Genomic DNA, 23,863 nt, shown 5'->3' on the forward strand with positions numbered 1-23,863 from the left:
ACTCGGCCCTCAGTCCTCCAGCGCCCGCCCCAGCGCCTCCAGAAACCCGTCGGTCGTCCTGCGGTCCCGTACCGCCAGTCGCAGCCACTCCTCGTCCAGCCCGGGGAAGGTGTCCCCGCGGCGCACGGCCCAGCCCAGGTCGCGCAGGCGGCGGCGGACGGTGGCCGCCCGGGGCAGGCGGACCAGGACGAACGGGCCCTGTGCGGGACCCGCAACCCGCAGCCCGGCCGGTCCGAAGCGGGCGAGGCCGGTCAGCAGATGCGCACGGTCCGCGGCGATGCGGTGCGCCGCGTGGGCCGCCTCCGCCACCGCCCGCGGCCCCACGCACGCCTCGGCCGCGGCCAGCGCCGGGGTCGACACCGGCCACAGCGGCTGTGCCCGCTGGAGGTCCTCGACGGACTCCGGCGCCGCCAGCACGTACCCGATCCGCAGCCCGGCCAGCCCCCACGTCTTGGTCAGGCTCCGCAGCACCACGAGCCCGGGCACGTCGACCCGCCCCGCCAGGGCCTCGCTCTCGCCCGGCACCGCGTCCATGAACGCCTCGTCCACCACCAGTACCCGCCCGGGCCGGGCGAGCCCCGCGATCGCGTCCGCCGGGTGCAGGATTGACGTCGGGTTCGTCGGGTTGCCGATCACCACCAGGTCCGCGTCCTCGGGAACGGCCGCCGGGTCCAGCCGGAAGCCGTCCTCCTCCCGCAGCAGCACCCGGCCGACCGTGTGCCCCGCGTCCCGCAGCGCCGCCTCCGGCTCCGTGAACTGGGGGTGCACGACGACCGGCCGCCGCACCTTCAACGCCCGCGCCAGCAGCACGAACGCCTCCGCCGCGCCCGCCGTCAGCAGCACCCGCTCCACCGGCAGCCCGTGCCGCGCGGCCACCGCCGCCCGCGCGGCCCGGCCGTCCGGGTAGGCCGCGAGCCCACCGAGCGACGCGGCGATGTGCTCCCGCAGCCAGGCGGGCGGCGTGTCCGCGCGGACGTTCACGGCGAGGTCGACGAGCGAGCCGCCGTCGTCCCGGACCTCCGCGTCCCCGTGGTGACGCAGATCGTGCCCGCTCTCAGTGCGCATGCGAGTGAGCGCCGTGGTGGTGCCCGTGACCGTGTCCGTGGTGGTGGTCGTCGTCGTCCGGGTGGAAGTGCGGCTGCTGCGGCATGCCCACCTTGTCCTCGAAGCCCGGCAGCGCGATGCGGTACACGCACGAGTCGCAGTTCATCCGCAGATCGCCCTTGACGGCCTCCTCGTACCGCTCCCACACCAGGTCCAGCAGCTCCGGCTCCGGCCCGATGACGTCGGCCGACAGCACCTCCACCTCCGGGTGCGCGGCCGCCCAGCCCTCCGTCTGGTGCCGCACCCGGTCCGGCAGGATGCCCGTGAACAGGAAGTACGGCAGGACCACGATCCGGCGGGCCCCCAGCCGCACACAGCGGTCCAGCCCGCTCGGCACGTCCGGCGCCGCCAGCGACACGAACGCCGTCTCGACGCCCGCGTACCCGCGCCCCTCCCACAGCAGCCGGGCCGCCTTGTGCACCTCGGCGTTGGCGTCCGGGTCGGTGGAGCCCCGCCCCACCAGCAGCACCGTCACGTCGGACCGGTCGCCGGGCGTGCGGCCCGCCGACCCCAGGGCCTCGTCCAGCCGCCGCTCCAGCACGTTCAGCAGCGCCGGGTGCGGGCCCAGCGGACGCCCGTACGTGTACGAGATGCCCGGGTGCCGCTCCTTCTCGCGGGCCAGGGCCGCCGGGATGTCGCCCTTGGCGTGCCCGGCGGACACCAGCATCAGCGGGACGGCGGCGAACCGCCGCACGCCCTGCTCCACCAGCTCGGTGACGGCTTCGCCCAGCGGCGGCGGGGACAGCTCGATGAAGCCGCCCGCCACGGGCAGTTCGGGGTGCCGGGCTCCCAGCCGCCGTACGAAGTCGCGGAACGCCTCGGCTCCGGCGTCGTCCCGGGTGCCGTGGCCGGCGATGAGCAGGGCGGGCGGGGTGGTCACAGTTTCTCCTCGGCGGAAGTGGGGTGGTACAGCAGGGCGTTGAGCGCGGCGGCGGCGACCGCCGACCCGCCCTTCTCGGACACGTTGCTCACGGCGGGCAGTCCGCTCTCGCGCAGCGCCGCCTTCGATTCGACGGCCCCGACGAAACCGACGGGCAGTCCGATGACGAGTGCGGGGTCGGCGTCGAGGGTCAGCAGTTCCTCCAGGGCGGTCGGCGCGTTGCCGATCACCCAGAGGGCGCCGGGGCCGACCTGCTCGTGAGCGAGCCGGATGGCGTGCGCGGACCGGGTCAGCCCGGGACCGGCCTGGGCGTCACCGAGGCGGCAGACGGTCTCGCGCCGGGTGATGCCGGCGCCGACCATCGCCACGTCCACGACCACGGGCGCCCCCGCGTGCAGCGCCGCGTGCGCCTTCTCCAGGTCGGCCTCGTCCATGACGAGGTCGGTGGCGTAGTCGAGGTCGGCGGCGGAGTGGATGACCCGCTCCACCACCGCCCGGGTCAGCGGCGGGAAGTGCGAGGTGTCCAGCCGCGCGCGCAGGCGCCGATAGGACTCCTCCTCGATGGGATGAACGACGCGGTTCACTCGGAGCCCTCCTGCGCCGACTGCCAGCGGTAGCCGCGCGGCGTCACCATGCGGCCCGCGATGTCCCGCGTCGCCGTGTTGCCCACGGTCACGACCGTCATCATGTCGACCGTCGCCGGGTCGAGGGAGCCCAGGGTGGTGAGCCGGCTGGACTCGTCCGGCCGCGAGGCGTTGCGCACGACACCGACCGGCGTCGCCGGGGTCCGGTGCTCGGCGAGGATGCCCAGCGCCTTGGGGAGCTGCCAGTCGCGGCCGCGCGAGCGGGGGTTGTAGAAGGTGACCACGATGTCCGCCTCGGCCGCCGCCCGGACCCGCCGCTCGATGACCTCCCACGGCGTGTGCAGGTCGGACAGGCTGATCGACACGTGGTCGTGGCCCAGCGGGGCGCCCAGGATCGCACCGGCCGCGAGCGCCGCCGTCACCCCCGGCACACCGACCACGTCGATGTCGTCGGAGGCCTCGGCCAGCGCGGGCGAGGCCATGGCGTAGACACCCGCGTCCCCGCTGCCGATCAGCGCGACGGCCTGCCCCTTGCGGGCCTCCTCGACGGCCGTGCGCGCCCGCTCCTCCTCGGCTCCGAGCCCCGACTCCAGGACCCGGGTGCCGGGTCGCAGCAGATCACGGATCTGGTCCACGTACTGGTCGAGCCCCACGAGCACGGAAGCGCGCCGCAGTTCGGCCTGCGCACGCGGCGTCAGCAGATCTCGCGCGCCGGGTCCGAGCCCGACCACCGCGAGCCGCCCGCGCCCCGGCCGCCGTACGACCGCACAGGTCGCCATCGCCGGGCTCGCGGCCGACTTCCGCTTGGGCACGAGCAGTTCACCCCCGCCGACCAGCGCGGCGGCCTCCGCGACGGACGGGGTCCCTACGGCCGCGAGCGGCGCGTCGGACGGGTTGGGCACGTCGACCCCGGCCAGCTCCTCCGCGGAGTACGTCACCAGGGGCACCCCGAGCCGCCGCGCCGCCTCGACGATGCCGGCCTCCCCGGCCTTGGCGTCGACGGTGGCGAGTTCGGCGACGGACGCCACCGACAGCCCGGCCTCCCGCAGGGCGTCCCCGACCAGCCCGAGGACCTCCTCCGTCGGGGCGCCCTTGGACGCCCCGACGCCGACGACCAGCGTCGGCGGACGCAGCACCACCTCGCGCTCGGCCGCCGTCACGAGCCGGTCGGTGAGCCGGATCGTGTACGGCCCCTCCTCCGCGACCGGCAGCGGGGGCAGCGGCCAGGGCACCTCGGCCCGCAGCGCCACCGCCTCGCCGTCCAGCAGCGCCCGCGACACCCCGGCGACATCGCCCTCCACGGGCAGGCCGAGAGTGTCCAGACCGGGCAGGTCCACGGCGTCCGTGGCCGTCGTCACCACCGGCTCCGCGCCCAGCACCTCGCCCACCTCACGGGCCAGTTCGTTGGCACCGCCCGCGTGCCCGCCCAGCAGGGACACGGCGAACCGCCCGCCCTCGTCGACGCACACCACGCCCGGGTCCTCGGTCTTGCCGGACAGCAGTGGTGCCACCAGCCGCACCACCGCCCCCGTCGCCAGGAAGCACACGAGCTGCTCGCACTGCGCGAACGCGGTCCGTACGGCGTCCCCCACGGGACCCTCGTACACACGGGTGCGGTCCGGCCACGCGGCGGCCAGCCGGTCCCGCGCAGCCGCTCCCGCCGCCGTGGCGGAAATGAGGCCGATCACTGGGCGACTCCTTCTTCGACAGCTGCCGGAGGCCGGACGCCCCACAGCAGGAAAACGGGGTTGGTCGCCGCGAGCCGGGTCACGTCCCCGGGCAGCGGCGCGAGCCGCGACGACTGCAGCAGCACGCCGTCGCAGGAGAGACCGGCACGCGTCAGGGCCTCGCGCGCGGCCGGCACCCGGTCGAGCGCCGCCATCGCGACGACCACCGTGCGCCGGGCACGCCCCGCGCACGCGGCGACGATCGCGGGCAGTTCACGCCCGCCGCCCCCCACGAACACGGCGTCGGGTTCCTCGGCGAGATCCGCCAGCGCGTCCGGCGCCGCGCCCCGCACCACGTTCACGGCCACGCCGTGCGCGGCGGCGTTCGCGCGGACCCGCTCCACCCCGTCGGCGGTCTTCTCCACGGCGGTCACGGCCGCACCCAGCCGCGCGCACTCCACGGCCACGGACCCCGAGCCCGCGCCCACGTCCCACACCAGGTCGCCCGGGCGCGGCCCCAGCCGGGCCAGGGCCAGCGCCCGCACCTCGAACTTGGTGATCATCGAGTCCCGGTGGGTGAACTCCGCCTCGTCCAGGGCCCAGCCGGCGGGCCGCTCCCCGGGCCCCGCGACCGTCCGCACGGGGCCGAGCGCCCGCGCCTCGTCCAGGCACAGCACCACGCTCACCGCCGTGCCCCAGTCCCGGGCGGCGGCCTCGGCGGGCGTCACCCGCTCCACGCGCTCCGTCTTTGATCCGAGCCCGGACGCGACGACCAGCACCCGTGCCGCGTCCCGCAACGCGGCACCCAGCTCCGCCGGCCCCGCACCCGGGCCGGTCAGCACGGCCGTCTTCGGCTGCGCCCGGCACACGTTGACGGCCGTCCGCAGCTCCCGCCCGTGGGCGCTCACCACCACGGCGTCGTCCCACGGCAGCCCGATCCGCGCGAACGCCGCGGCGACGGACGACACTCCGGGCCGCACCTGAAGCCGCTCCGGCCCGAACCGCTCGGCCAGCACCCGCACGATCCCGAAGAACCCGGGGTCACCGGAGGCCAGCACCACCACGGGACGGTCCTTCACGACGTACTCGCCGATGGTGTCGAGAGCCGGCGCGAGGGGCCCGAGCACCACCCGCTCCGCAGTCTCCGGCAGCCGTACGGCGTCGAGATGCCGCCGCCCGCCCACCACCAGCCCGGCACCGGCGAGGACGTCGTCGGAAGGCGCCGCCCCCGTCCCCGTGCCGACCACCGTGATCACGTACTCGCCCCCCGCTCGCGCAGCGCCCGCCGGGCCTCCGGGTCGGCCTTGCGGTAGCCGTGGAAGTGCCCCGGGTGGTACAGGTGCGAGCGGGTGCCGTGCGCGTCGAGCGCCGGGCCGACCAGGAACAGGGTGTGCTTCCAGAGCTTGTGCTCCTTGACCGTCTCCTCCAGCGTGCCGATCGTGCACTTCACGACCAGCTCCTCCGGCCAGGTCGCCTGGTACGCCACCACGACCGGCGTCGACGTCGGGTAGCCGCCCTCCAGCAGCTCCCGCACGAGCTGCCCGCTGCGGGCGGCGGAGAGGAACACGGCCATGGTCGTGCCGTGCTTGGCGAACTCCCTGACCTCCTCCCCGGGCGGCATGGGCGTCTTGCCGCCGCCGAGCCGGGTCAGCACGACCGACTGAGCGACCTCGGGGATGGTCAGCTCGCGCTGCGCGAGCGCCGCGACGGCCGAGAAGGAGGACACCCCCGGCACGATCTCGGTCGCGATGGCGAGCGCGGCACAGCGGTCGACCTGCTCCTGCGTGCCGCCCCACAGGGCCGGGTCGCCGGAGTGGATCCTGGCGACCTTCAGCCCCTCGTCGCGGGCCCGCTCGTACACGGCGACGACGTCCTCCAGGGACATGGTCGCCGAGTCGAGGATTTCCGCGTCCTCGCGGGCGTGCTCCAGGACCTCCTCCTGGACCAGGCTGGCCGCCCAGATCACGACGTCGGCCTCGGCGATGGCGCGCGCGGCACGGAACGTCAGCAGGTCGGCGGCGCCGGGGCCGGCACCGACGAAGGTCACTTTGCCGGCGGGGGCGTCGGCCATGGGATGGGTCCTCTCGTACAGGGGGTGGAACGGGGGCTGGAGGCGGGGCTCGTCAGAGCTTTCCGCCGCGTCCGCCGTCACGCCGGGCGGGTGCGATGAGCGTCGACAGATAGGGCAGGGGCGTGTCGTCGAGCTCGGCGGCCCGGCGCACGGACTCCTCCGGCAGGCCGAGCGCCGAGCCCCACACGGCGTCGCCGAGCCGCCCCGTCTCGCGCAGCGCCTCGGCGACCTCGTGCGCCTGCCGCCCGAACTTGTAGGCGACCACGGTCCCGGGCCCGGCCAGCGCGTCCTTCAACACGGCCGACCCGGCGGTGACGGGCACGAGCGTGAGCGGCTCGGTGCCCTCGGTCAGCACGGCACCCGACCGGGCGGCGAGGTCCTGCATGGCGGTGATCCCGGGCACGGTCTGCACGACGGTCCCCGGCACGAGCTCGGCGATGGTCTGCGCGAGGTAGGTGAACGTCGAGTACACGTTGGGGTCGCCGATGGTCGCGAAGGCCACCGACGCGTGCCGCCGCAGCAGCTCGGCGACCCGTTCACCGGCCGCGTCCCAGGCCGCCTCGCGCCGCTCCCGGTCGCTGCGCTCGTTCAGCGCGAACACGACCCGGACGACCTTCTCCTCGGGCACGTAGTGCAACACGGTCGCCTCTGCCCGCCCGCGCTCCCCGCCGTCCGTTCCGTCGGGCGCGGCCATCACGGGCACCACCACGACCTCGGCCTCCCGCAGGGCGTTGACGCCCTTGACGGTCACCAGCTCCGGATCCCCGGGCCCGACCCCGACTCCGACCAGCCTGCTGCTCATGACGTCCCGCACCTCTCCACGAACCGACGGGCGACACCGGGCTCGGACGCCCAGTGCGTGTGCAGATAGCTCGCGTGCACACCGCGCTGTACAAAACCTTCGACCCGCGGACGGGGCCCCCGGACCCCCCAGGCGGGCTCCGCCCCCGCGCCGGGCTCCACGACGGTCCGGTGGAACTCGTGCCCCCGCATCCGTGTCCCGGCCGCCGCGAGCACACTGTCGCCCACGGCCACGGCGTCCCGGTAGCCCAGCGTGAGCCGCTCGGTCATCCGCGCCCGGGCGTCCAGCACCCCGCACATCGGCAGCCCGTCCAGCTCCCGGCACAGATACAGCAGCCCCGCACACTCGGCGGCCACGGGAGCACCGCTCGCCGCCAGTTCGGCAACGGCCTTGCGCAGGGGTTCGTTGGCGGACAGCTCGGCGGCGTACACCTCGGGGAACCCACCCCCGATCACCAACCCGGAGGTCTCCTCCGGCAGTTCCTCGTCCCGCAACGGATCAAAGGTCACGACTTCGGCCCCGGCGGCGGTGAGCAGCTCGGTGTGTTCGGCGTAGGAGAAGGTGAACGCAGCCCCACTGGCGACAGCGACAACAGGCGCCCGCCGCCCGACCACTTCACCCGCCCGCGTCGAGCCGGCGGGGGTGGCCGGCCTTTCATCCGACCGCGAGGAGGGGGTCCAAGGGGCGGAGCCCCCTGGTACGGCACCGGCTGCACGTGCCAGTGCCTCCAACGCCCCCAGATCACACCCGTCCAACACCTGCGCAGCCATCGCCTCGACCGCCTCGACCGCCGCACCCTGCCGCTCGGCGACAGGAACCAGCCCGAGATGCCGCGACGGCGTGGACACCTGCGCAGCCCGCCGCAACACCCCCAGCACCGGCACCCCGGCCTGCTCCAGCGCCTCCCGCAACAGCTCTTCGTGCCGGTCCGAGGCGACCTTGTTCAGGATCACGCCCCCGACCCGCACCTCCGGATCCCAGGAGGCGAACCCGTGCACCAGCGCCGCCACCGACCGCGACTGCGACGACGCGTCCACGACCAGCACCACCGGCGCCCGCAACAGCTTCGCGACGTGAGCCGTCGACGCCAGCTCACCCTCGCCCGCCGCCCCGTCGTACAGCCCCATCACGCCCTCGACGACGGCGATGTCACACCCCCGCGCCCCGTGCAGGAACAGCGGCCCGACCAGCTCGGGCCCGCACAGGTACGCGTCCAGGTTCCGTCCCACCCGCCCGGTCGCGAGCGCGTGGTACCCGGGGTCGATGTAGTCCGGCCCGACCTTGTGCGGGGACACGGCGAGCCCCCGCGCGGCGAACGCGGCCATCAACCCCGTGGCAACGGTGGTCTTGCCACTGCCCGACGAGGGCGCGGCGATGACCAGCCGTGGGACGGAAGCACTCACCACTCGATGCCCCTCTGGCCCTTCTGGCCCGCGTCCATGGGGTGCTTGACCTTCGACATGTCGGTCACGAGATCGGCGAAGTCGACGAGCTTCTCGGGCGCGTTACGGCCGGTGATGACGACGTGCTGCGTCCCGGGCCGGTCGCGCAGCACGGAGATCACCTCGTCCGTGTCCACCCAGCCCCAGTGCATCGGGTAGGCGAACTCGTCGAGCACGTACAGCTTGTACGTCTCGGCCGCCAGGTCCCGCTTGACCTGCTCCCAGCCCTCCCGGGCCTTCTCCTCGTTGTCCATCTGGGCGTCGCGCTGCACCCAGGACCAGCCCTCGCCCATCTTGTGCCAGTCGACGGACCCGCCCTCGCCGGAGGCGCCGAGCACCCGCAGGGCGTTCTCCTCGCCGACCTTCCACTTCGCCGACTTGACGAACTGGAACACCCCGATCGGCCACCCCTGGTTCCAGGCCCGCAACGCGAGCCCGAAGGCGGCGGTGGACTTGCCCTTGCCGACGCCCGTGTGGACGACGACCAGCGGCCGGTTCCGGCGCTGCCGGGTCGTCAGCCCGTCGTCCGGCACCACACTCGGCTGTCCCTGCGGCATTACGCGGCCCTCCTCTGCACGTCCTTCACGAGCCCGGCGATGCTGTCCGCCCGCAGCTCGTCCAATGTCACGGCCGTACCGCCCAGTTCACCGGCGAGCTGCCCGGCGAGCCCGAGCCGTACCGGCCCCGACTCGCAGTCCACGACGACCGAGGCGACCGAGTCGGCCGCGAACAGCCGCGCCGCACGCCCGGCCAGGGCGACCGGCTCCGGGCCGCCGGTGGCGCGCCCGTCCGTCACCAGCACGACCAGCGGCCGCCGCGCGGGATCGCGCAGCCGCTCCACGCGCAGCACGTCGTGCGCGCGCAGCAGTCCCGCCGCGAGCGGTGTACGCCCGCCCGTCGGCAGCGTCTCCAGCCGGGCCGCCGCCGCGTCCACCGACGAGGTCGGCGGCAGCGCGACGTCCGCGTCCGTGCCGCGGAAGGTCACCAGGCCCACCTTGTCGCGCCGCTGGTAGGCGTCCAGCAGCAGCGACAGCACGGCGCCCTTCACGGCGCTCATCCGCTGCCGTGCCGCCATCGACCCGGAGGCGTCCACGACGAACAGCACGAGGTTGCCCTCGCGCCCCTCGCGGGTGGCCTGCCGCAGATCGTCCCGGCGCACCACCAGGCCCGGCCCGGACCGTCCGCGCGCCCGCTGGTGCGGGGCCGCCGCCTGCACGGTCGCGGCCAGGTGCAGCTTGGTGAGCGCGCCCCGGGGCCGCCGGGCCCCGGTCGTCCGCCCGTGCTCGGTCCGCGCCCGCGAACGCCGCCCGGCGGCACCCTCCCCGATGCCGGGCACGCTCAGCACCTTGGTGCGAAACGGCTCCGACGCCCGTACGGCCGACTGCTCGCCGGCGCCCGACGGCTGCGGCTGCCCGCCCTCGCCGGCCTCCGGCCGGGCCGCCGTGTCGCCGTCGCCCTGCGGTGCGTCGTCGGGCTCCGGCTGTCCGCCACCCCCGCCGGGCCCGTCAGGGCCGGGATCCGGGTCCGGGTCGTCGTCGTCCGAGCCGCCGAACTCCTCCAGGGTCTCGTCGAGCTTGTCCTCGTCGAGCCCCGGCGCGTCGAAGGGGTTGCGCCGCCGCCGGTGCGGCAGCGCGAGCAGCGCCGCCTGCCGGACGTCCTCGGCGAGCACGTCCGTGCGCCCGGCCCAGGCCGCCAGCGCGGTGGCGGTGCGCGCCATCACGATGTCGGCGCGCATGCCGTCCACCTCGAAGGCCGCGCAGGTCGCCGCGATCTGCCGCAGCGCCCCGTCGCCCAGCCGCACGGACGGCAGCAGCTCACGCGCGGCGACGATCCGGGCCCGGACGGCGGCCTCGTCCTCGGCCCAGCGCGCGGCGAAGGCGGCCGGGTCGTCGTCGTAGGCCAGGCGCCGCTTGACGACCTCCACCCGCTGGTCCGGCTCCCGGGAGGCCGCGACCTCCACGGTCAGCCCGAAGCGGTCGAGCAGCTGCGGCCGCAGCTCGCCCTCCTCGGGGTTCATGGTGCCGACGAGCAGGAAACGGGCCGCGTGCCGTACGGAGACGCCCTCGCGCTCGACGTAGGAGGCGCCCATCGCGGCCGCGTCCAGCAACAGGTCGACCAGGTGGTCGTGGAGGAGGTTGACCTCGTCGACGTAGAGGATCCCGCGGTGCGCGTCGGCCAGCAGGCCCGGCTCGAAGGCCTTCACACCCTCCGCGAGGGCCCGCTCGATGTCCAGCGCGCCGACGAGCCGGTCCTCGGAGGCGCCGACGGGCAGTTCGACCATGCGGGCGGGCCGCTCGGCACCGCCGCCGGCCTCGTGGGGCCCGTCCGGGCACCCCGGGTCGGGGGAGGCGGGGTCGCAGGAGAAACGGCAGCCTGGGACGACCGGGACCTGAGGCAGCAGCGCCGACAGCGCCCGCACCGCCGTCGACTTGGCCGTGCCCTTCTCGCCGCGCACCAGCACACCGCCGACCGCCGGGGACACCGCGTTCAGCAGCAGCGCCAGCCGCAGGTCGTCCTGGCCCACGACGGCCGTGAACGGAAAGGGGGTGCTCACTTCTCGTCGCCCTCCAAGTCGCCTTCGAGTTCCAGATAGGTCGCGCGCAGCCGCTCCAGCGTCTCCGCGTCCGGTTCGGCCCACAGGCCGCGGTCGGCGGCCTCCAGCAGCCGCTCGGTGATGCCGCGCAGCGCCCACGGGTTGGACTTCTTCATGAAGTCCCGGTTCTCCGGGTCGAAGACGTACTCGGCGCTGAGCTTCTCGTACATCCAGTCGTCCACGACCCCGGCCGTGGCGTCGTACCCGAACAGGTAGTCCACGGTCGCCGCCATCTCGAAGGCGCCCTTGTAGCCGTGCCGCCGCATGGCCGCCATCCAGCGCGGGTTGACCACCCGGGCGCGGAACACGCGGTGCGTCTCCTCGCCGAGCGTGCGGGTCTTCACCTGGTCGGGGGTGGCCGAGTCACCGACGTAGGCCTCGGGGCTCGCGCCCGTCAGGTGCCGCACCATGGCGACCATGCCGCCGTGGTACTGGAAGTAGTCGTCGGCGTCGACCAGGTCGTGCTCGCGGGTGTCGACGTTCTTCGCGGCGACGGCGATCCGCTTGAACGCCGTCTCCATGTCCCCGCGCGCGGCCCGCCCGTCGAGGCCCCGGCCGTAGGCGTAGCCGCCCCACACCGCGTACACCTCGGCGAGGTCCGCGTCGGAGCGCCAGTTGCGGGCGTCGATCAGCGGCAGCAGACCGGCCCCGTACGCCCCCGGCTTGGAGCCGAAGATGCGGGCCGTGGCCCGGCGGCGGTCGCCGTGCTCGGCGGTGTCCTGGTCGGCGTGGGCCCGGACGTAGTTGGACTCCGCCGGCTCCTCCAGCTCGGCCACCGTGCGCACGGCGTCGTCGATCAGGCCCACGACGTGCGGGAACGCGTCCCGGAAGAAGCCCGAGATGCGGACCGTCACGTCGATGCGCGGCCGGCCGAGCTCCGCCAGGGGGACCACCTCGAACCCGGTCACGCGCCGCGAGGCGTCGTCCCACACCGGCCGGCAGCCCAGCAGCGCCAGGATCTCGGCGATGTCGTCACCCTGGGTGCGCATCGCCGAGGTGCCCCACACCGTCAGGCCGACGGACGTCGGGTACTCACCGGTGTCCTGCAGATACCGCTGCACCAGCGAGTCCGCGAGCGACTGCCCGACCTCCCAGCTCAGCCGGGACGGAATGGCCTTGGGGTCGACGGAGTAGAAGTTCCGGCCCGTCGGCAGGACGTTGACCAGCCCGCGGGTCGGCGAACCGGAGGGGCCCGCCGGGACGTAGCCGCCGTTCAGCGCCCGCAGGATGTGCCCGATCTCGTCGGTGGTCTTCTCCAGCCGCGGCACGACCTCGGTGCAGGCGAACTCCAGCACCGCGACAGCCTCCGGCAGTTCGGTGCCGAGGACCTCCCGGACCAGCGGCGCGCTCTCGGCGACCGCCCAGCCGCGCTCCTCCATGCCCTCGGCGATCCGCCGGCACAGCTGCTCCAGCAGGTCGATCGCGTCGGCGGCGCTGCGCGAGGGGCCGTCCACCAGGTCCGTCAGCTCGACGGGCACCTTCACCGGAGCGCCCGGCTCGGCCAGCAGCTCCTTCTCCACCAGCCCGAAGTGCTGAGCGAGCGACGCCCTCAGGCCCGGTAGCGCGTTGGCCTGACCGCCCCACACCTGCGAGGCGCGCAGCACGGCCAGCACGAGGTTGACGCGGGGCTCTCCGACCGGACCGCCGCCCAGGATGTGCAGGCCGTCGCGGATCTGCACGTCCTTGATCTCGCACAGATAGCCGTCGATGTGCATGACGAACTCGTCGAACTCGGCGTCGTCCGGCTGTTCGTCGACGTGCAGGTCGTGGTGGAGCTCGGCGGCCTTGACCAGCGTCCAGATCTGGGCGCGCACGGTCGGGGCCTTCGCCGGGTCCAGGTCGGAGACGAGCGCGTACTCGTCGAGGAGCTGCTCCAGCTTGGCCAGGTCGCCGTAGGTGTCGGCGCGGGCCATCGGCGGCACGAGGTGGTCGACGACCGTGGCGTGCCCGCGCCGCTTGGCCTGGGTGCCCTCGCCCGGGTCGTTGACGATGAACGGGTAGATCAGCGGCAGGTCCCCGAGGACCGCGTCCGGGGCGCAGCCCCCGCTCAGCCCGAGCCCCTTGCCGGGCAGCCACTCCATGGTGCCGTGCTTGCCCATGTGGACGATGGCGTCGGCGCCGAAACTGTTCTCCAGCCACCGGTAGGCCGCCATGTAGTGGTGGGACGGCGGCATGTCCGGGTCGTGGTAGATCGCGATCGGGTTCTCGCCGAAACCGCGCGGCGGCTGGATCATCACCACGACGTTCCCGAACTGCAGGGACGCCAGCACGATGTCGTCGCCGTCGACGTAGAGGCTGCCCGGCGGCTCGCCCCACGCCTCCGTCATGGCGTCCTTCAGCTCCGGGTCGAGCGTGTCGAACCACGCCCGGTAGTCAGCCAGCGGTACCCGGGCGGGAGCGGCGGCCAGTTGCTCCTCCGTCAGCCACTCCACGTCGTGCCCGCCGGCGTTGATCAGCCGGTGGATCAGCTCGTCACCCTCGTCCGGATGCCCCTCGACGACGTACCCGGCGTCCCGCAGCGCGTCCAGCACCCGCACCGCCGAGGCCGGGGTGTCCAGCCCGACCGCGTTGCCGACCCGCGAGTGCTTCGTCGGGTACGCGGTGAAGACCAGCGCCAGCTTCTTCTCGGCGTTGTCCTTGTGCCGCAGCCGCGCGTGCCGTACGGCGATGCCGGCGACGCGGGCGGCCCGCTCCGGGTCGGCGACGTAGACGGGCACGTCGTCCGGGCCCTGCTCCTTGAAGGAGAACGGCACGGTGATCAGCCGCCCGTCGAACTCCGGGATCGCCACCTGCATCGCGGCGTCCATGGGGGAGAGGGCGGCGTCCGAATCCGCCCAGGTCTGCCGCGAGGACGTCAGGCACAGGCCTTGGAGCACGGGGATGTCCAGCTCGGCGAGGGCGCCGATGTCCCAGGCCTCCTCGTCGCCGCCCGCCGAGGCCTGCGAGGCGTGGGTGCCGCCCGCGGCGAGGACGGTGGCGACCAGGGCGTCCGCCTGCCCGAGGATCTCGTACAGCCCGGCGTCCGCGCCGCGCAGCGAACCGCAGTACACGGGCAGCGCGTTGGCGCCGTGCGCCTCGATCGCGTCGCACAGGGTGTCGACGAAGGCGGTGTTGCCGCTCAGCTCGTGGGCCCGGTAGAAGAGCACGCCGACGGTCGGACGGCCCGGCACGATCTCACGCTCGCCGTGGACGCCGTACTCGGGCATCTTCCGCGGCTCGACGAACCCCTCGCCCGTCAGCAGCACGGTGTCCGAGAGGAACCGGGCGAGTTCGGTGAGGTTGTCCGGGCCGCCCTCCACGAGGTACCGCAGGGCCTCCGCGACGACACCGGCAGGGACGGACGACTCGGCCATCAGCTCCGCGTCCGGCACGGCCTCGCCGCCCAGCAGCACGGTGGGGATGCCGGAGGCCTTCAGCGCGGCGAGCCCGTCCTCCCAGGCCCGCTTGCCGCCGAGCAGCCGGACGACGGCGACGGACGCCCCGTCCAGCAGGGCGGGCAGCTCCTCCCGGACGTCCACGCGGGTCGGGTTGCCGATCCGGTAGTCGGCACCGGCGGCGGCCCGGGCCGCCAGCAGGTCCGTGTCGGCGGTCGACAACAACAACACAGTGCTCATGCGGGTGCTCCCGGTGGAATGAAGGGCAGTCCTTGCGGCGCGCCGGACTCGATGAGCCGCCACAGCGCGTCGGTGTCCGCGTGCTGTTCGATCAGGTCGCCGAGCCGGTCGAGCTGCTCCTCGCGCAGCGCGGCGAACGAGGTGTCCGGCGCGGGCACGAAGCGACGGCCCGCGGCGGCCGCCACCTCGCGCAGGAAGGCCCGCCGGAAGCCGTCCGACTCCAGCGAGCCGTGCCAGTGCGTGCCCCAGGTCTGGCCGACCCGGCAGCCGTCCAGGAAGGCGGCGCCTCCCTGGACGTCGGCGACCCCGTGGTGGATCTCGTATCCCTCGACGCGTTCCCCGAGGGCCTCGCCCTGCGGCCGGGTGAGGGTCTTCTCGCGGGCGAACCGCACCCGCACGGGCAGGATCCCGAGCCCGTCGACATGGCCCCGGCGGCTCTCCACGTCGTCCTCGATGTGCTCGCCGAGGATCTGGAAGCCGCCGCAGATGCCGAGGACGGGCCGCTGTTCGGCGGCCCTGCGGACCAGGGCGTCGGCGAGCCCGCGCTCGCGCAGCCACTCCAGCGCCCGGACCGTCCCCCGGGTGCCGGGCACGATGACGAGGTCGGCGTCGGACAGCTCCTCCGGCCGGTCCACGAACCGCACCACGACGCCCGGTTCGGCGGCCAGCGCGTCCACGTCGGTGAAGTTGGACATCAGCGGCACGGCGCACACCGCGACGCGCAGCACGTCCTCGCCGACCGGCGGGGCGACGACGGACTCCCGCACGGCCCCCCGCAGAGAGACCCTGAGGCCGTCCTCCTCGTCGATCCCGAGCCCGTGCCGGAACGGCAGCACGCCGTACGTCTTGCGCCCCGTGAGCCCGTACAGCATGTCCAGGCCCGGCTCCAGCAGGGAGACGTCCCCGCGGAACTTGTTGACGAGGAACCCGGCGACACAGGCCTGGTCCTCGGGCGACAGCAGCGCCACCGTCCCGAAGAACGAGGCGAACACACCGCCCCGGTCGATGTCACCGACGACGAGCACGGGCAGCCCGGCGTTCCGGGCGATCCCCATGTTCACGATGTCCGTCCGCCGCAGATTGATCTCGGCGGGAGAACCGGCCCCCTCACAGATCACCGCGTCATACGTGCCCCGCAACTGCTCCAGGCAGTCCAGCACCGTCCCGAGCAACTGCTGCTGCCGTCCGCCGTGGTAGCCGCGCGCACTCAGCTCCCCGACCGGCTTGCCCAGCAGCACCACCTGACTGCTCTGTTCGCCACCGGGCTTGAGCAGCACCGGGTTCATCAGCGCGGTCGGCTCGACGCGGCAGGCCTGTGCCTGCATGGCCTGGGCCCGCCCGATCTCGGCACCCTCCGTCGTCACGAAGGAGTTCAGGGACATGTTCTGCGCCTTGAAGGGCGCGACCTTGACGCCCTGGCGCACCAGCCACCGGCAGATCCCGGCGGTCACGACGCTCTTGCCGGCGTCGGAGGTGGTACCGGCGACGAGAAGCCCACCGCTCATGTCATTTCCCCCTTCTCGATGACCGCGCGCTCATCAGCAACCGCGCACCGGCGCACACTCCCAGCGCGAGCCAGGTGACGTGCTTCGACAACCGCACGGCCCGTTCGACGTCCCGCGTACCGACGGCACGCCCCTGGGTGTTCAGCGCGGGCCGGTGCTCCACCCGCCCGCCGTAGGAGAGCGTCCCGCCGAGCCGCACCCCGAGCGCCCCGGCGAACGAGGCCTCCACCGGCCCGGCGTTGGGGCTCGGATGCTTGGCCGCATCGGCCCGCCAGGCCCGCACGGCCCCCCGCGGATCCGGCCCGGCCAGGGCGGCGAGCACGGCGGTCAGCCGCGCTCCCGGCCACCCGGCGAGGTCGTCCAGCCGCGCGGAGGCCCACCCGTAGCGGCGGTACCGGGCCGACTTGTGCCCGACCATGGCGTCCAGGGTGTTGACGGCCCGGAACCCGAGCAGCCCCGGCACCCCTCCGACGGCCCCCCACACCAGGGCCCCCACCACCGCGTCGGAGGTGTTCTCGGCGACGGATTCGACCACGGCCCGGGCCATGCCGTCGGCGTCGAGGGCCTGCGGGTCCCGCCCGCACAGGTGCGGCAGCCGGGCCCGGGCCGCCTCGACGTCCCCGGCCTCCAGGGCACGGCCGATGGTCCGGGCCTCCCGGGCGAGTGAAGTCCCCCCGAGGACGGCCCAGGTGGCGGCGGCGGTCAGGGCGACGGAGGCGGCGGGGGAGGTGCGCACGGCACGCGCGGCGACGGACCCGAGGGCGACGGCCCCTCCGGCACAGACGGCGGTGTGCAGCGCGCCCCACCCGCGGTGGTCCCGCCACAGCACCCGTTCCACGGCGCCCGCGGCCCGTCCGAACGCGGCGACCGGATGCCCCCGGTGGGGATCACCGAGCAGCAGGTCACCGATCAGACCGGCGGCGGCGCCGTACGCGAAGACGCGACCGGCACCCATGGGCTCAGCCGGCCAGGAGGGCGGGCAGGGGTGGGGTGTTGAACCTCGATCGGCAGCCGCGCATGGCGATATGTGTCCTCACTCAGGGTGTCCACGCCCTGGTTCGACGAGACCGGCGGCGAGAGTTCCTGGCTCCCGGGGATTGCTACCCCGGTGACAGTGGCGGGACCGCGCCGGACTCGCACCGGCTTCCTCTCCTGCCGCCGTACTGGCCCCGGCAGTCCACCACGGCCGGGAACCGCCGTCAACTTGCCGTTGACCTGCGGGGGGAGAGTGTGGAGAACCCCACATCGCCCCTGCCGCCACACGACGACCGGGCGGCACGGGACCGAAGTCCCGTGCCGCCCGGTGGACACGACGTGCGGTCGGTCGGGCCCTCAGGCCACGATCAGATAGATCCCGTACCCCACGGCCGCGGCACACGCCGCGAAGCACGCGTACGCGCCGGTGACCGCGAGCCCCGCGGACCCGCCCTGCGCCACCGCCCGCTCGCGGCGCGACAGGCCGGTGATGCCGATGGTGAACAGGCCGACGAGGGCCACGGTGACCACGAGGCTGACGCCGAAGACGGAGCCGAGGGCCGCCCAGTCGATCTTCATATCGGAGACTCTTCCTTGTAACCGGTGGCGGTCAGACCGTGGTGGTCGTGGTCGGCGTGCGCTCGGCGGTGGCCTGCGCCGGGAACGAGGGGACCGGGTCCTCCGGCGCCGTGGCCGTGCCACCCGCCGGGGGCGGCGTCACGGCGGCGATCGCCGTGGTGACCACGCCCGCGGGCTCCGCGTCGTCGATCTCGCTGTCGGTGTCGTTGACGTTGGTGTGGTCGACCACCTCGCGCCGCGACAGCTTCCAGATCGCCGCGCTGGAGGCGATGAGGAAGACGGCCACCACGGCGGTGCCCCAGCTGCCGAAGCCGGTGACGTACTCGGCGAGAGCCCCCACCAGGGCCGCCGCCGGCAGCGTCAGACCCCACGCGACGAACATCCGCGTCGCGGTGGACCAGCGGACCACGCCGCCCTTGCGGCCGAGCCCGGCACCCATCACCGAACCGGACACGGAGTGCGTCGTGGAGAGGGAGAAGCCGAGGTGCGAGGAGGCCAGGATGACCGTGGCAGCGGAGGTCTGGGCGGCGAAGCCCTGCTGCGGCTGGAGGTCGGTCAGTCCCTTGCCCATGGTGCGGATGATGCGCCAGCCGCCCAGGTAGGTGCCGAGCGCGATGGCGAGACCCGCCGAGAGGATGACCCACATGGGCGGGTCCGAGTCGGGCGCGACGGCGCCGCCGGCGACCAGGGCGAGCGTGATGACGCCCATGGTCTTCTGCGCGTCGTTGGTGCCGTGGGCCAGGGAGACCAGGCCCGCGGAGGCGATCTGGCCGGCCCGGTAGCCCTTCTTGGACGCCTTGCCGTCGGCCTTGCTGCCGAGGGAGTAGGTCAGCCGCGTGGCGAGCATCGCCGCGATGCCCGCGACCAGCGGGGCGGCGATCGCCGGGATCAGCACCTTGGTGACCAGCACGTCCCCGTGCACCGCGCCGACGCCCGCGGAGGCGATCGTGGCGCCGATCAGACCGCCCATGAGGGCGTGGGAGGAGCTGGAGGGCAGACCGACCAGCCAGGTCAGCAGGTTCCAGAGGATCGCGCCGACCAGGGCGGCGAAGATGACCTCGGGACGGATGCCGGCCTCGTCGACGAGGCCTTTGGAGATCGTGTTGGCGACTTCGACGGACAGGAAGGCGCCGACCAGGTTGAGGACCGCGGACATGGCCACCGCAACCTTGGGCTTCATGGCGCCCGTGGAAATGGTTGTGGCCATCGCGTTCGCGGTGTCGTGGAAACCGTTCGTGAAATCGAACGCGAGTGCGGTTACCACCACAATCGCGAGGATCAGCGAGAAGCTTTCCATTTACCCAGGCAATCGTTCGAGGTTGTTGGCTCGATGAACGTAGGGAACCTGGGTGAACGGAAGATGAACTGGGAGGGGCGCAGGGGTGACCGCAACGGGGGGTCGGCATTCCGCCTCGGAACGGCCGTCCGGCGCCTCGGCAGCCGACCGCCGAGGGCGTTCCGCGTCACTCGTACGAGTGACGTGTCGAACGGACCTCGGTCAGGCGTCGGGATGCCGCCGCGATCGTGTACGAAGACCGCCCCCGACGTACCCCGCCCGCAGCGGCCCGGGGCCCAGCCTGGAAGGATCGCGGCATGGCTGAGCAGCGAGGCGACGAGCGGGGCACGGCGGACGTACCGGGGCGCGAGGCGGGTGCGGGGGAGCCATGCCGCAGGACCGCGCGCCCGGAGGAGATACGCGCCTGGGACGACCTCGTCACGACGGCCCGCCGGACGGTCTCGGAGGGACTCGTCGTCGGGACGTCCGGCAACGTCTCGGTGCGCGTCGGGGACACCGTCCTGGTCACCCCGTCCGGCGTCCCCTACGACCGGCTGACCCAGGACGACATGACCGGCGTCGGCCTCGACGGCCGGCAGGTCCTCGGCACCCTCGTTCCGACCAGCGAGCTGCCCATGCACCTCGCCGTCTACCGCACGACCGGCGCGCTGGCCGTCGTCCACACCCACGCCGTGCACGCCACGGCCGTCTCGACGCTCGTGACCGAGCTCCCGCTGGTCCACTACATGGCCGCCGCGCTCGGCGGACCCGTCAGGGTCGCCCCCTACGCGACCTACGGCAGCGAGGAGTTGGCCGAGAACATGCTCCACGCCCTCACCGGCCGCTCCGGCTGCCTGCTCCAGAACCACGGCACCGTCACCCACGGCGGCACCCTCGCCCAGGCCTACGACCGCACCGCCCAGCTGGAGTGGATGTGCCGCCTGTGGCTCACCGCCTCCGCGGTGCCCGGGCTGACCCCGAGCCTGCTGTCCCGGGAGCAGCTGACGGAGGTGGAAGAGCGCCTGCGCGGCTACGGCCAGCGCGGCTGAGCCGTCCGCACGACCGCCGCGGAGCCCACCACCCGGCCCGGCCCACCGGCCGCCCGCGGAGCCCCACCACCAGGGCCCCGTCCCACCGGCCGCCCTGACCGTCCGCCAGGACGGCGGAGATCACCCCCGGCCCCGGCCCCGTCCCACCGGCCGCCCGCGCAGCCCGCGCTGTCCGTCGGGACGGCGAGGCCCCCCGGGCCTCGTCCCACCGGTTGCCCGCGCCCTCCGCTGGGACGGCGGAGATCACCCCCGGCCTCGTCCCCCTGGTCGCCGGCTCCCTCCGTCGCGACAGCGGAGATCACCCCGCGGCTCCCTCCCACTGGTCACCCGCGGCGTCCGCCGGGACACTGGAGCCGTGCGCATCGTCAAAGCGACGGCCGCTGCCGTCACCGCCGTGATCGGGGCCGGGGCCGCCGCGGTGGCCGCCGGCCGGCTCGCCAGCGACGCCGCGCTCAAGGCGCCCCCCGGCAGGCCCCTGCCCACCGAACCCCGGCTCACCGTGCACGGCACCGCCGCCGGGCAGATCCGCCTCACCCGGGACCTCGCCGCCCTGCGTCCCGGCCGCTACGGCCTCTCCGGTGACGGTTCCCACGCCGTCGTCGGCCCGGTCCTGACCGGCACCCAGCACCCCGCCGACACCGTCGTGCGCCGCCTGGAGACCGTCACGCACGGCACGCTGGAATCGGGGGACAAGGTCTGGCTCACGCCGAACGTGTACGTCGGCAACCCCGGCACCGCTCTCGGACTCGACCACACCGACGTAGACGTCCCCGGCGAACTCGGCTCCCTGCCCGCCTGGTTCGTGCCGGGCAAGCGCACCACCTGGGTGATCGCCGTGCACGGCCTGGGCACCACCCGGGAACTCGCCCTGAACGTCATGGGGTTCCTGCACCGCAGCCACTTCCCGGTGCTCGCCCTCGCCTACCGCGGCGACCTGGGCGCACCGCGCCCGCCCGACGGCCTGAACCACCTCGGCGAGACCGAGTGGCGCGACCTCGACGCGGCCATCCGCTACGCCGTGCGCCACGGGGCCCGGCAGGTCGTCCTGCACGGCTGGTCCACCGGCGCCACCATGGCCCTGCGCGCCGCCGCGCACTCGGAGCTCCGCGACCGCGTCTCCGGGCTGGTCCTGGACTCCCCGGTGCTCGACTGGGAGGCCACCCTGCGCGCCCTCGCCTCGGCCCGCCGCACCCCGGGCGCGCTGCTGCCCCTCGCGGTCCGCGCCGCCCAGGGCCGCACAGCCCTGACCGGCGACCGCGTCGCGAGTACGGCCCCGGCCGACGGACTGCGCGTCCCGGCGCTCGTGCTCCACGGACCGGACGACACCGTCGCCCCCTGGCAGCCGTCGCGCCGGCTCGCCGACGCCCGCCCCGACCTGGTCGCCCTCCGCACCGTCGCCGACGCTCCGCACGGCGCCATGTGGAACGCCGACCCGGAAGGCTACGAGGAGGCGCTCCGGCGTTTCCTGACGCCCCTTGTCTGACCCCACTGTCTGACCCCACTCCGGCCCCCGTCTTCGGCCCACCACCCGCCGAGCCGCTCCCGGCGGTCTCTCCCACACCTCCCGTTCACACCCTGTTCGCCCTGCAGCAACCACCTCTCCTCCCGCTCCCCGCGGACCGGTCGCCACGATTCCGTTTAGCGTCGTACCACTGGCCGATTCCCGGCCCTCGACCACTTCCGTGAGCCGGTGCGTTGGCCATCCCCGTCGCCCGCCGTGACATTCCGTTTGGGTTTTCGGACCGTCAACCGGAAGACTGCCCCCGTGACGTCCCGTATCCCGCGCGACTCCAGGCTTCGACTCGTCCGCCCGCGACCCCTGGCCGCCGCCCCTCCAACGATGAACCAGCGGCGCTCGCGCCGCCCCGCGCCGCGCCCCCCGGAGGGCACCCCGGCACCGGCGGAGCTGGCCAGAATGGCGCGCTCAGGTCTGGCCGACGCGGCGCGCGTCGCCCGCTGGGCGGACGCCGCGCTCGGCCCCGGCCGGGACAGCGCCACCGACGACGGCAAGGCCACCCTCTCCGACGCGACCGCCGAACGGGCCGCCCGCGATCTGGGCCTGACCCCCGCTCAGGTCAGGGCCGACTGGGACACCGCCCGCCTCGCCGGCCTCGTCGAGGTGCACGGCGACAGCGCCCGCCCCGGCTGGCGGCTGCGCGCCTGGGACCGCGACGACAGCGCCGTGCTGCGCGGCTGGGTCGCGCTCTTCGACGCGTGGTCGCTCGCATACCCGGAGCCCGCGGAGCACGAGCCCGCCGCCGTCGCCGAGGTCGTCTCGGCCATGCCGCAGGCGCTCTCCTTCCTCCAGCTGTCCGCCGGCCCCGTCCCCGTCGAGCAGCTCCTCGACCTCCTGGAGCAGCGGGTCACCGAGCTGCGGACCGCCCGCTGCGAGATCCCCTACGGCCCCCAGCCCGAGCCGCCGGCCGAACCGGAGCCCACCGACGCCCCGCTCGCCCCGCTGCTGGACTGGGCCCTGCGCGCCCTCGCCTCCGTCGGCGCCCTCACCTACGGCGACGGCCAGGCCACTCTCACCCCCCTCGGCAACTGGGCCGTCTGGGTCAAGCTGGAGCAGATCTGCGTCGCCGCGCAGAGCCCCGCCGGGAACATCGAGCAGGCCGCCGAGGACATGCTCCGAGGCTGCGCCCAGCTGCGACCGAACGCGGCCCGTGCCGAGTACCGCGCCTGGCTCGCCGCCCGCCCGGTCGGAAGCGCCGTCACCGAACTCCTCGACGCCGCCCGCGGCGAGGACGCCCTGCTGCGCGGCCTCGCCTTCGAGGCGCTGCGCGTGGTCGGCGCCCCCGCCGAGCCGGACGTCCGGGGCGTGCTGGACGAGCCCACGCTCAGGCCGTACGCGCTGCTGTGGCTGGCCGAGCACGACGGCGCCGACCCCGAGGACGCCCACGAGGTCCTCACCCGCGAGGAGGCGACCTGGCTGTGGGTGGACACCGCCGCCGCCGTCGCGGACCACGGTGAGGCGCCGCTGCTGGTGCGCCACCTGGAGTCGGCGGTGCAGCCGACCGTCCCGAGGCTCCTGGACGAGGTACGCGCCGTGGGACACCCGCGCACCGTGCAGGTGCTGGTCGCCCTCGCCGCCGCACACCCCGACCCGGCCCTGGCCAAGGCGGTCCGCCGGGCCGCCTTCCAGGTGCACACCGGAGGCAGCTGAGGCGCGTCGGGCCGGGGCGTCAGCCCGTCGTGATCTCCGGGGCGTACGTCCCGAAGCTCCACACGTTGCCCTCGAGGTCCCGGGCCATGTAGTCCCGCGAGCCGTAGTCCTGGTCCGTCGGGGGCATCAGCACCTCCACGCCGTGCTCCACGGCGTGGCGGTGGTGCCCGTCCACGTCGTCCACCACCACGTACACCCCCGTGGTGCCCGCGTTCTTCATGGCCGTGTCGAACAGCCCGCCCCGCCCCTTGGTGCCGACCATCACCGCGCCGTTGCCCTGGGCCAGCTCGGCGTGCAGCACCGAGCCGTCCTCGCCTTCGTACACCGACAGCTCCGTGAACCCGAAGGCCTCCGTGAGCTGCCGGATCGCCGCCTTCGCGTCCGCGTACAGCAGCGTCGGGTAGATGCTCGGACGCCCGCCGGACGTGCCTGCCATGGCGATCACTTCCTCGTGTCTCGCGGGGCTGTCCCCCTCAGTGTTCCACCGGCCACCGACAAAGCTCCCCCGTCCGGCCGCCGGTGATCGAACACCCGCACACAGAAAAAGTGGTTGCAC

General features: G+C 74.3%; 19 protein-coding genes and 1 riboswitch. Of the genes, 3 read left to right on the forward strand and 16 right to left on the reverse strand.

Annotated elements, in window-relative coordinates; genetic code table 11:
• Nucleotides 1-9: 9 nt before the first annotated feature.
• The 15 genes from cobC to AB0B29_RS23350 all read right to left on the reverse strand — a co-directional run bounded on the left by cobC (nucleotide 10) and on the right by AB0B29_RS23350 (nucleotide 19,113).
• Entirely contained in the window at nucleotides 10-1,065 is a 1,056-nt protein-coding gene (gene cobC / locus AB0B29_RS23280) for an Rv2231c family pyridoxal phosphate-dependent protein CobC (RefSeq protein ID WP_362242875.1), read from the reverse strand.
• Nucleotides 1,055-1,984 carry a sirohydrochlorin chelatase gene (locus AB0B29_RS23285; RefSeq protein ID WP_053670747.1) on the reverse strand — a complete coding sequence of 310 codons (930 nt, stop codon included), beginning with the start codon at nucleotides 1,982-1,984 and terminating at the stop codon, nucleotides 1,055-1,057. Before AB0B29_RS23285 ends, cobC begins: the two co-directional genes overlap by 11 nt.
• Nucleotides 1,981-2,568: a precorrin-8X methylmutase gene (locus AB0B29_RS23290; RefSeq protein ID WP_362242878.1), complete on the reverse strand. Its 588-nt coding sequence runs from the start codon at nucleotides 2,566-2,568 to the stop codon at nucleotides 1,981-1,983. Before AB0B29_RS23290 ends, AB0B29_RS23285 begins: the two co-directional genes overlap by 4 nt.
• Entirely contained in the window at nucleotides 2,565-4,256 is a 1,692-nt protein-coding gene (gene cobJ, locus AB0B29_RS23295) for a precorrin-3B C(17)-methyltransferase (protein ID WP_362242881.1), read from the reverse strand. The genes AB0B29_RS23290 and cobJ overlap by 4 nt, the downstream gene beginning before the upstream one ends.
• Complete coding sequence (gene cbiE, locus AB0B29_RS23300) at nucleotides 4,253-5,491, reverse strand: precorrin-6y C5,15-methyltransferase (decarboxylating) subunit CbiE (RefSeq protein ID WP_362242884.1); 1,239 nt, start codon at nucleotides 5,489-5,491, stop codon at nucleotides 4,253-4,255. Before cbiE ends, cobJ begins: the two co-directional genes overlap by 4 nt.
• Nucleotides 5,488-6,306, reverse strand: a complete 819-nt coding sequence (gene cobM / locus AB0B29_RS23305; RefSeq protein WP_362242886.1) for a precorrin-4 C(11)-methyltransferase — start codon at nucleotides 6,304-6,306, stop codon at nucleotides 5,488-5,490. The genes cbiE and cobM overlap by 4 nt, the downstream gene beginning before the upstream one ends.
• 52 nt (nucleotides 6,307-6,358) lie before the next feature.
• Nucleotides 6,359-7,108: a precorrin-2 C(20)-methyltransferase gene (gene cobI, locus AB0B29_RS23310; protein ID WP_362242889.1), complete on the reverse strand. Its 750-nt coding sequence runs from the start codon at nucleotides 7,106-7,108 to the stop codon at nucleotides 6,359-6,361.
• Nucleotides 7,105-8,511, reverse strand: a complete 1,407-nt coding sequence (locus AB0B29_RS23315) for a cobyrinate a,c-diamide synthase (RefSeq protein ID WP_362242892.1) — start codon at nucleotides 8,509-8,511, stop codon at nucleotides 7,105-7,107. The genes cobI and AB0B29_RS23315 overlap by 4 nt, the downstream gene beginning before the upstream one ends.
• Nucleotides 8,508-9,107 carry a cob(I)yrinic acid a,c-diamide adenosyltransferase gene (cobO, locus tag AB0B29_RS23320; RefSeq protein WP_079308227.1) on the reverse strand — a complete coding sequence of 200 codons (600 nt, stop codon included), beginning with the start codon at nucleotides 9,105-9,107 and terminating at the stop codon, nucleotides 8,508-8,510. The genes AB0B29_RS23315 and cobO overlap by 4 nt, the downstream gene beginning before the upstream one ends.
• Nucleotides 9,107-11,104 carry a putative cobaltochelatase gene (locus AB0B29_RS23325; protein ID WP_362242895.1) on the reverse strand — a complete coding sequence of 666 codons (1,998 nt, stop codon included), beginning with the start codon at nucleotides 11,102-11,104 and terminating at the stop codon, nucleotides 9,107-9,109. Before AB0B29_RS23325 ends, cobO begins: the two co-directional genes overlap by 1 nt.
• Nucleotides 11,101-14,757, reverse strand: coding sequence for a cobaltochelatase subunit CobN (gene cobN, locus AB0B29_RS23330; RefSeq protein ID WP_362242898.1), 3,657 nt, complete (start codon nucleotides 14,755-14,757; stop codon nucleotides 11,101-11,103). Before cobN ends, AB0B29_RS23325 begins: the two co-directional genes overlap by 4 nt.
• A complete protein-coding gene (locus AB0B29_RS23335) occupies nucleotides 14,754-16,262 on the reverse strand; it encodes a cobyric acid synthase (protein ID WP_362242900.1) in 1,509 nt (502 codons plus the stop codon). Before AB0B29_RS23335 ends, cobN begins: the two co-directional genes overlap by 4 nt.
• Nucleotide 16,263: 1 nt before the next feature.
• Nucleotides 16,264-17,217: a cobalamin biosynthesis protein gene (locus tag AB0B29_RS23340; protein WP_362242903.1), complete on the reverse strand. Its 954-nt coding sequence runs from the start codon at nucleotides 17,215-17,217 to the stop codon at nucleotides 16,264-16,266.
• Between the two features lie 100 nt (nucleotides 17,218-17,317).
• Nucleotides 17,318-17,475, reverse strand: a riboswitch (cobalamin riboswitch).
• A 119-nt stretch (nucleotides 17,476-17,594) separates the two neighbouring features.
• Nucleotides 17,595-17,816, reverse strand: coding sequence for a hypothetical protein (locus tag AB0B29_RS23345; RefSeq protein WP_362242905.1), 222 nt, complete (start codon nucleotides 17,814-17,816; stop codon nucleotides 17,595-17,597).
• A 31-nt stretch (nucleotides 17,817-17,847) separates the two neighbouring features.
• A complete protein-coding gene (locus AB0B29_RS23350; RefSeq protein WP_362242908.1) occupies nucleotides 17,848-19,113 on the reverse strand; it encodes an inorganic phosphate transporter in 1,266 nt (421 codons plus the stop codon).
• A gap of 296 nt (nucleotides 19,114-19,409) precedes the next feature.
• On the opposite strand from AB0B29_RS23350, the gene AB0B29_RS23355 reads away from it, so the two are divergent.
• The 3 genes from AB0B29_RS23355 to AB0B29_RS23365 all read left to right on the forward strand — a co-directional run bounded on the left by AB0B29_RS23355 (nucleotide 19,410) and on the right by AB0B29_RS23365 (nucleotide 23,307).
• Nucleotides 19,410-20,141, forward strand: coding sequence for a class II aldolase/adducin family protein (locus AB0B29_RS23355; protein ID WP_362242910.1), 732 nt, complete (start codon nucleotides 19,410-19,412; stop codon nucleotides 20,139-20,141).
• 355 nt (nucleotides 20,142-20,496) lie between these two features.
• Nucleotides 20,497-21,624 carry an alpha/beta hydrolase family protein gene (locus AB0B29_RS23360; protein WP_362242913.1) on the forward strand — a complete coding sequence of 376 codons (1,128 nt, stop codon included), beginning with the start codon at nucleotides 20,497-20,499 and terminating at the stop codon, nucleotides 21,622-21,624.
• A gap of 282 nt (nucleotides 21,625-21,906) precedes the next feature.
• Entirely contained in the window at nucleotides 21,907-23,307 is a 1,401-nt protein-coding gene (locus tag AB0B29_RS23365; protein ID WP_362242916.1) for a hypothetical protein, read from the forward strand.
• 19 nt (nucleotides 23,308-23,326) lie between these two features.
• Here the strand turns inward: AB0B29_RS23365 and AB0B29_RS23370 are convergent, their stop codons facing one another.
• The gene (locus tag AB0B29_RS23370) at nucleotides 23,327-23,743 is read right to left on the reverse strand and encodes a VOC family protein (RefSeq protein ID WP_362242918.1); all 417 of its coding nucleotides are present in this window, start codon (nucleotides 23,741-23,743) and stop codon (nucleotides 23,327-23,329) included.
• Between the last annotated feature and the right edge of the window lie 120 nt (nucleotides 23,744-23,863).

The organism is Streptomyces tibetensis (assembly GCF_040647715.1).
Classification (GTDB): Bacteria; Actinomycetota; Actinomycetes; order Streptomycetales; family Streptomycetaceae; genus Streptomyces; species Streptomyces tibetensis_A.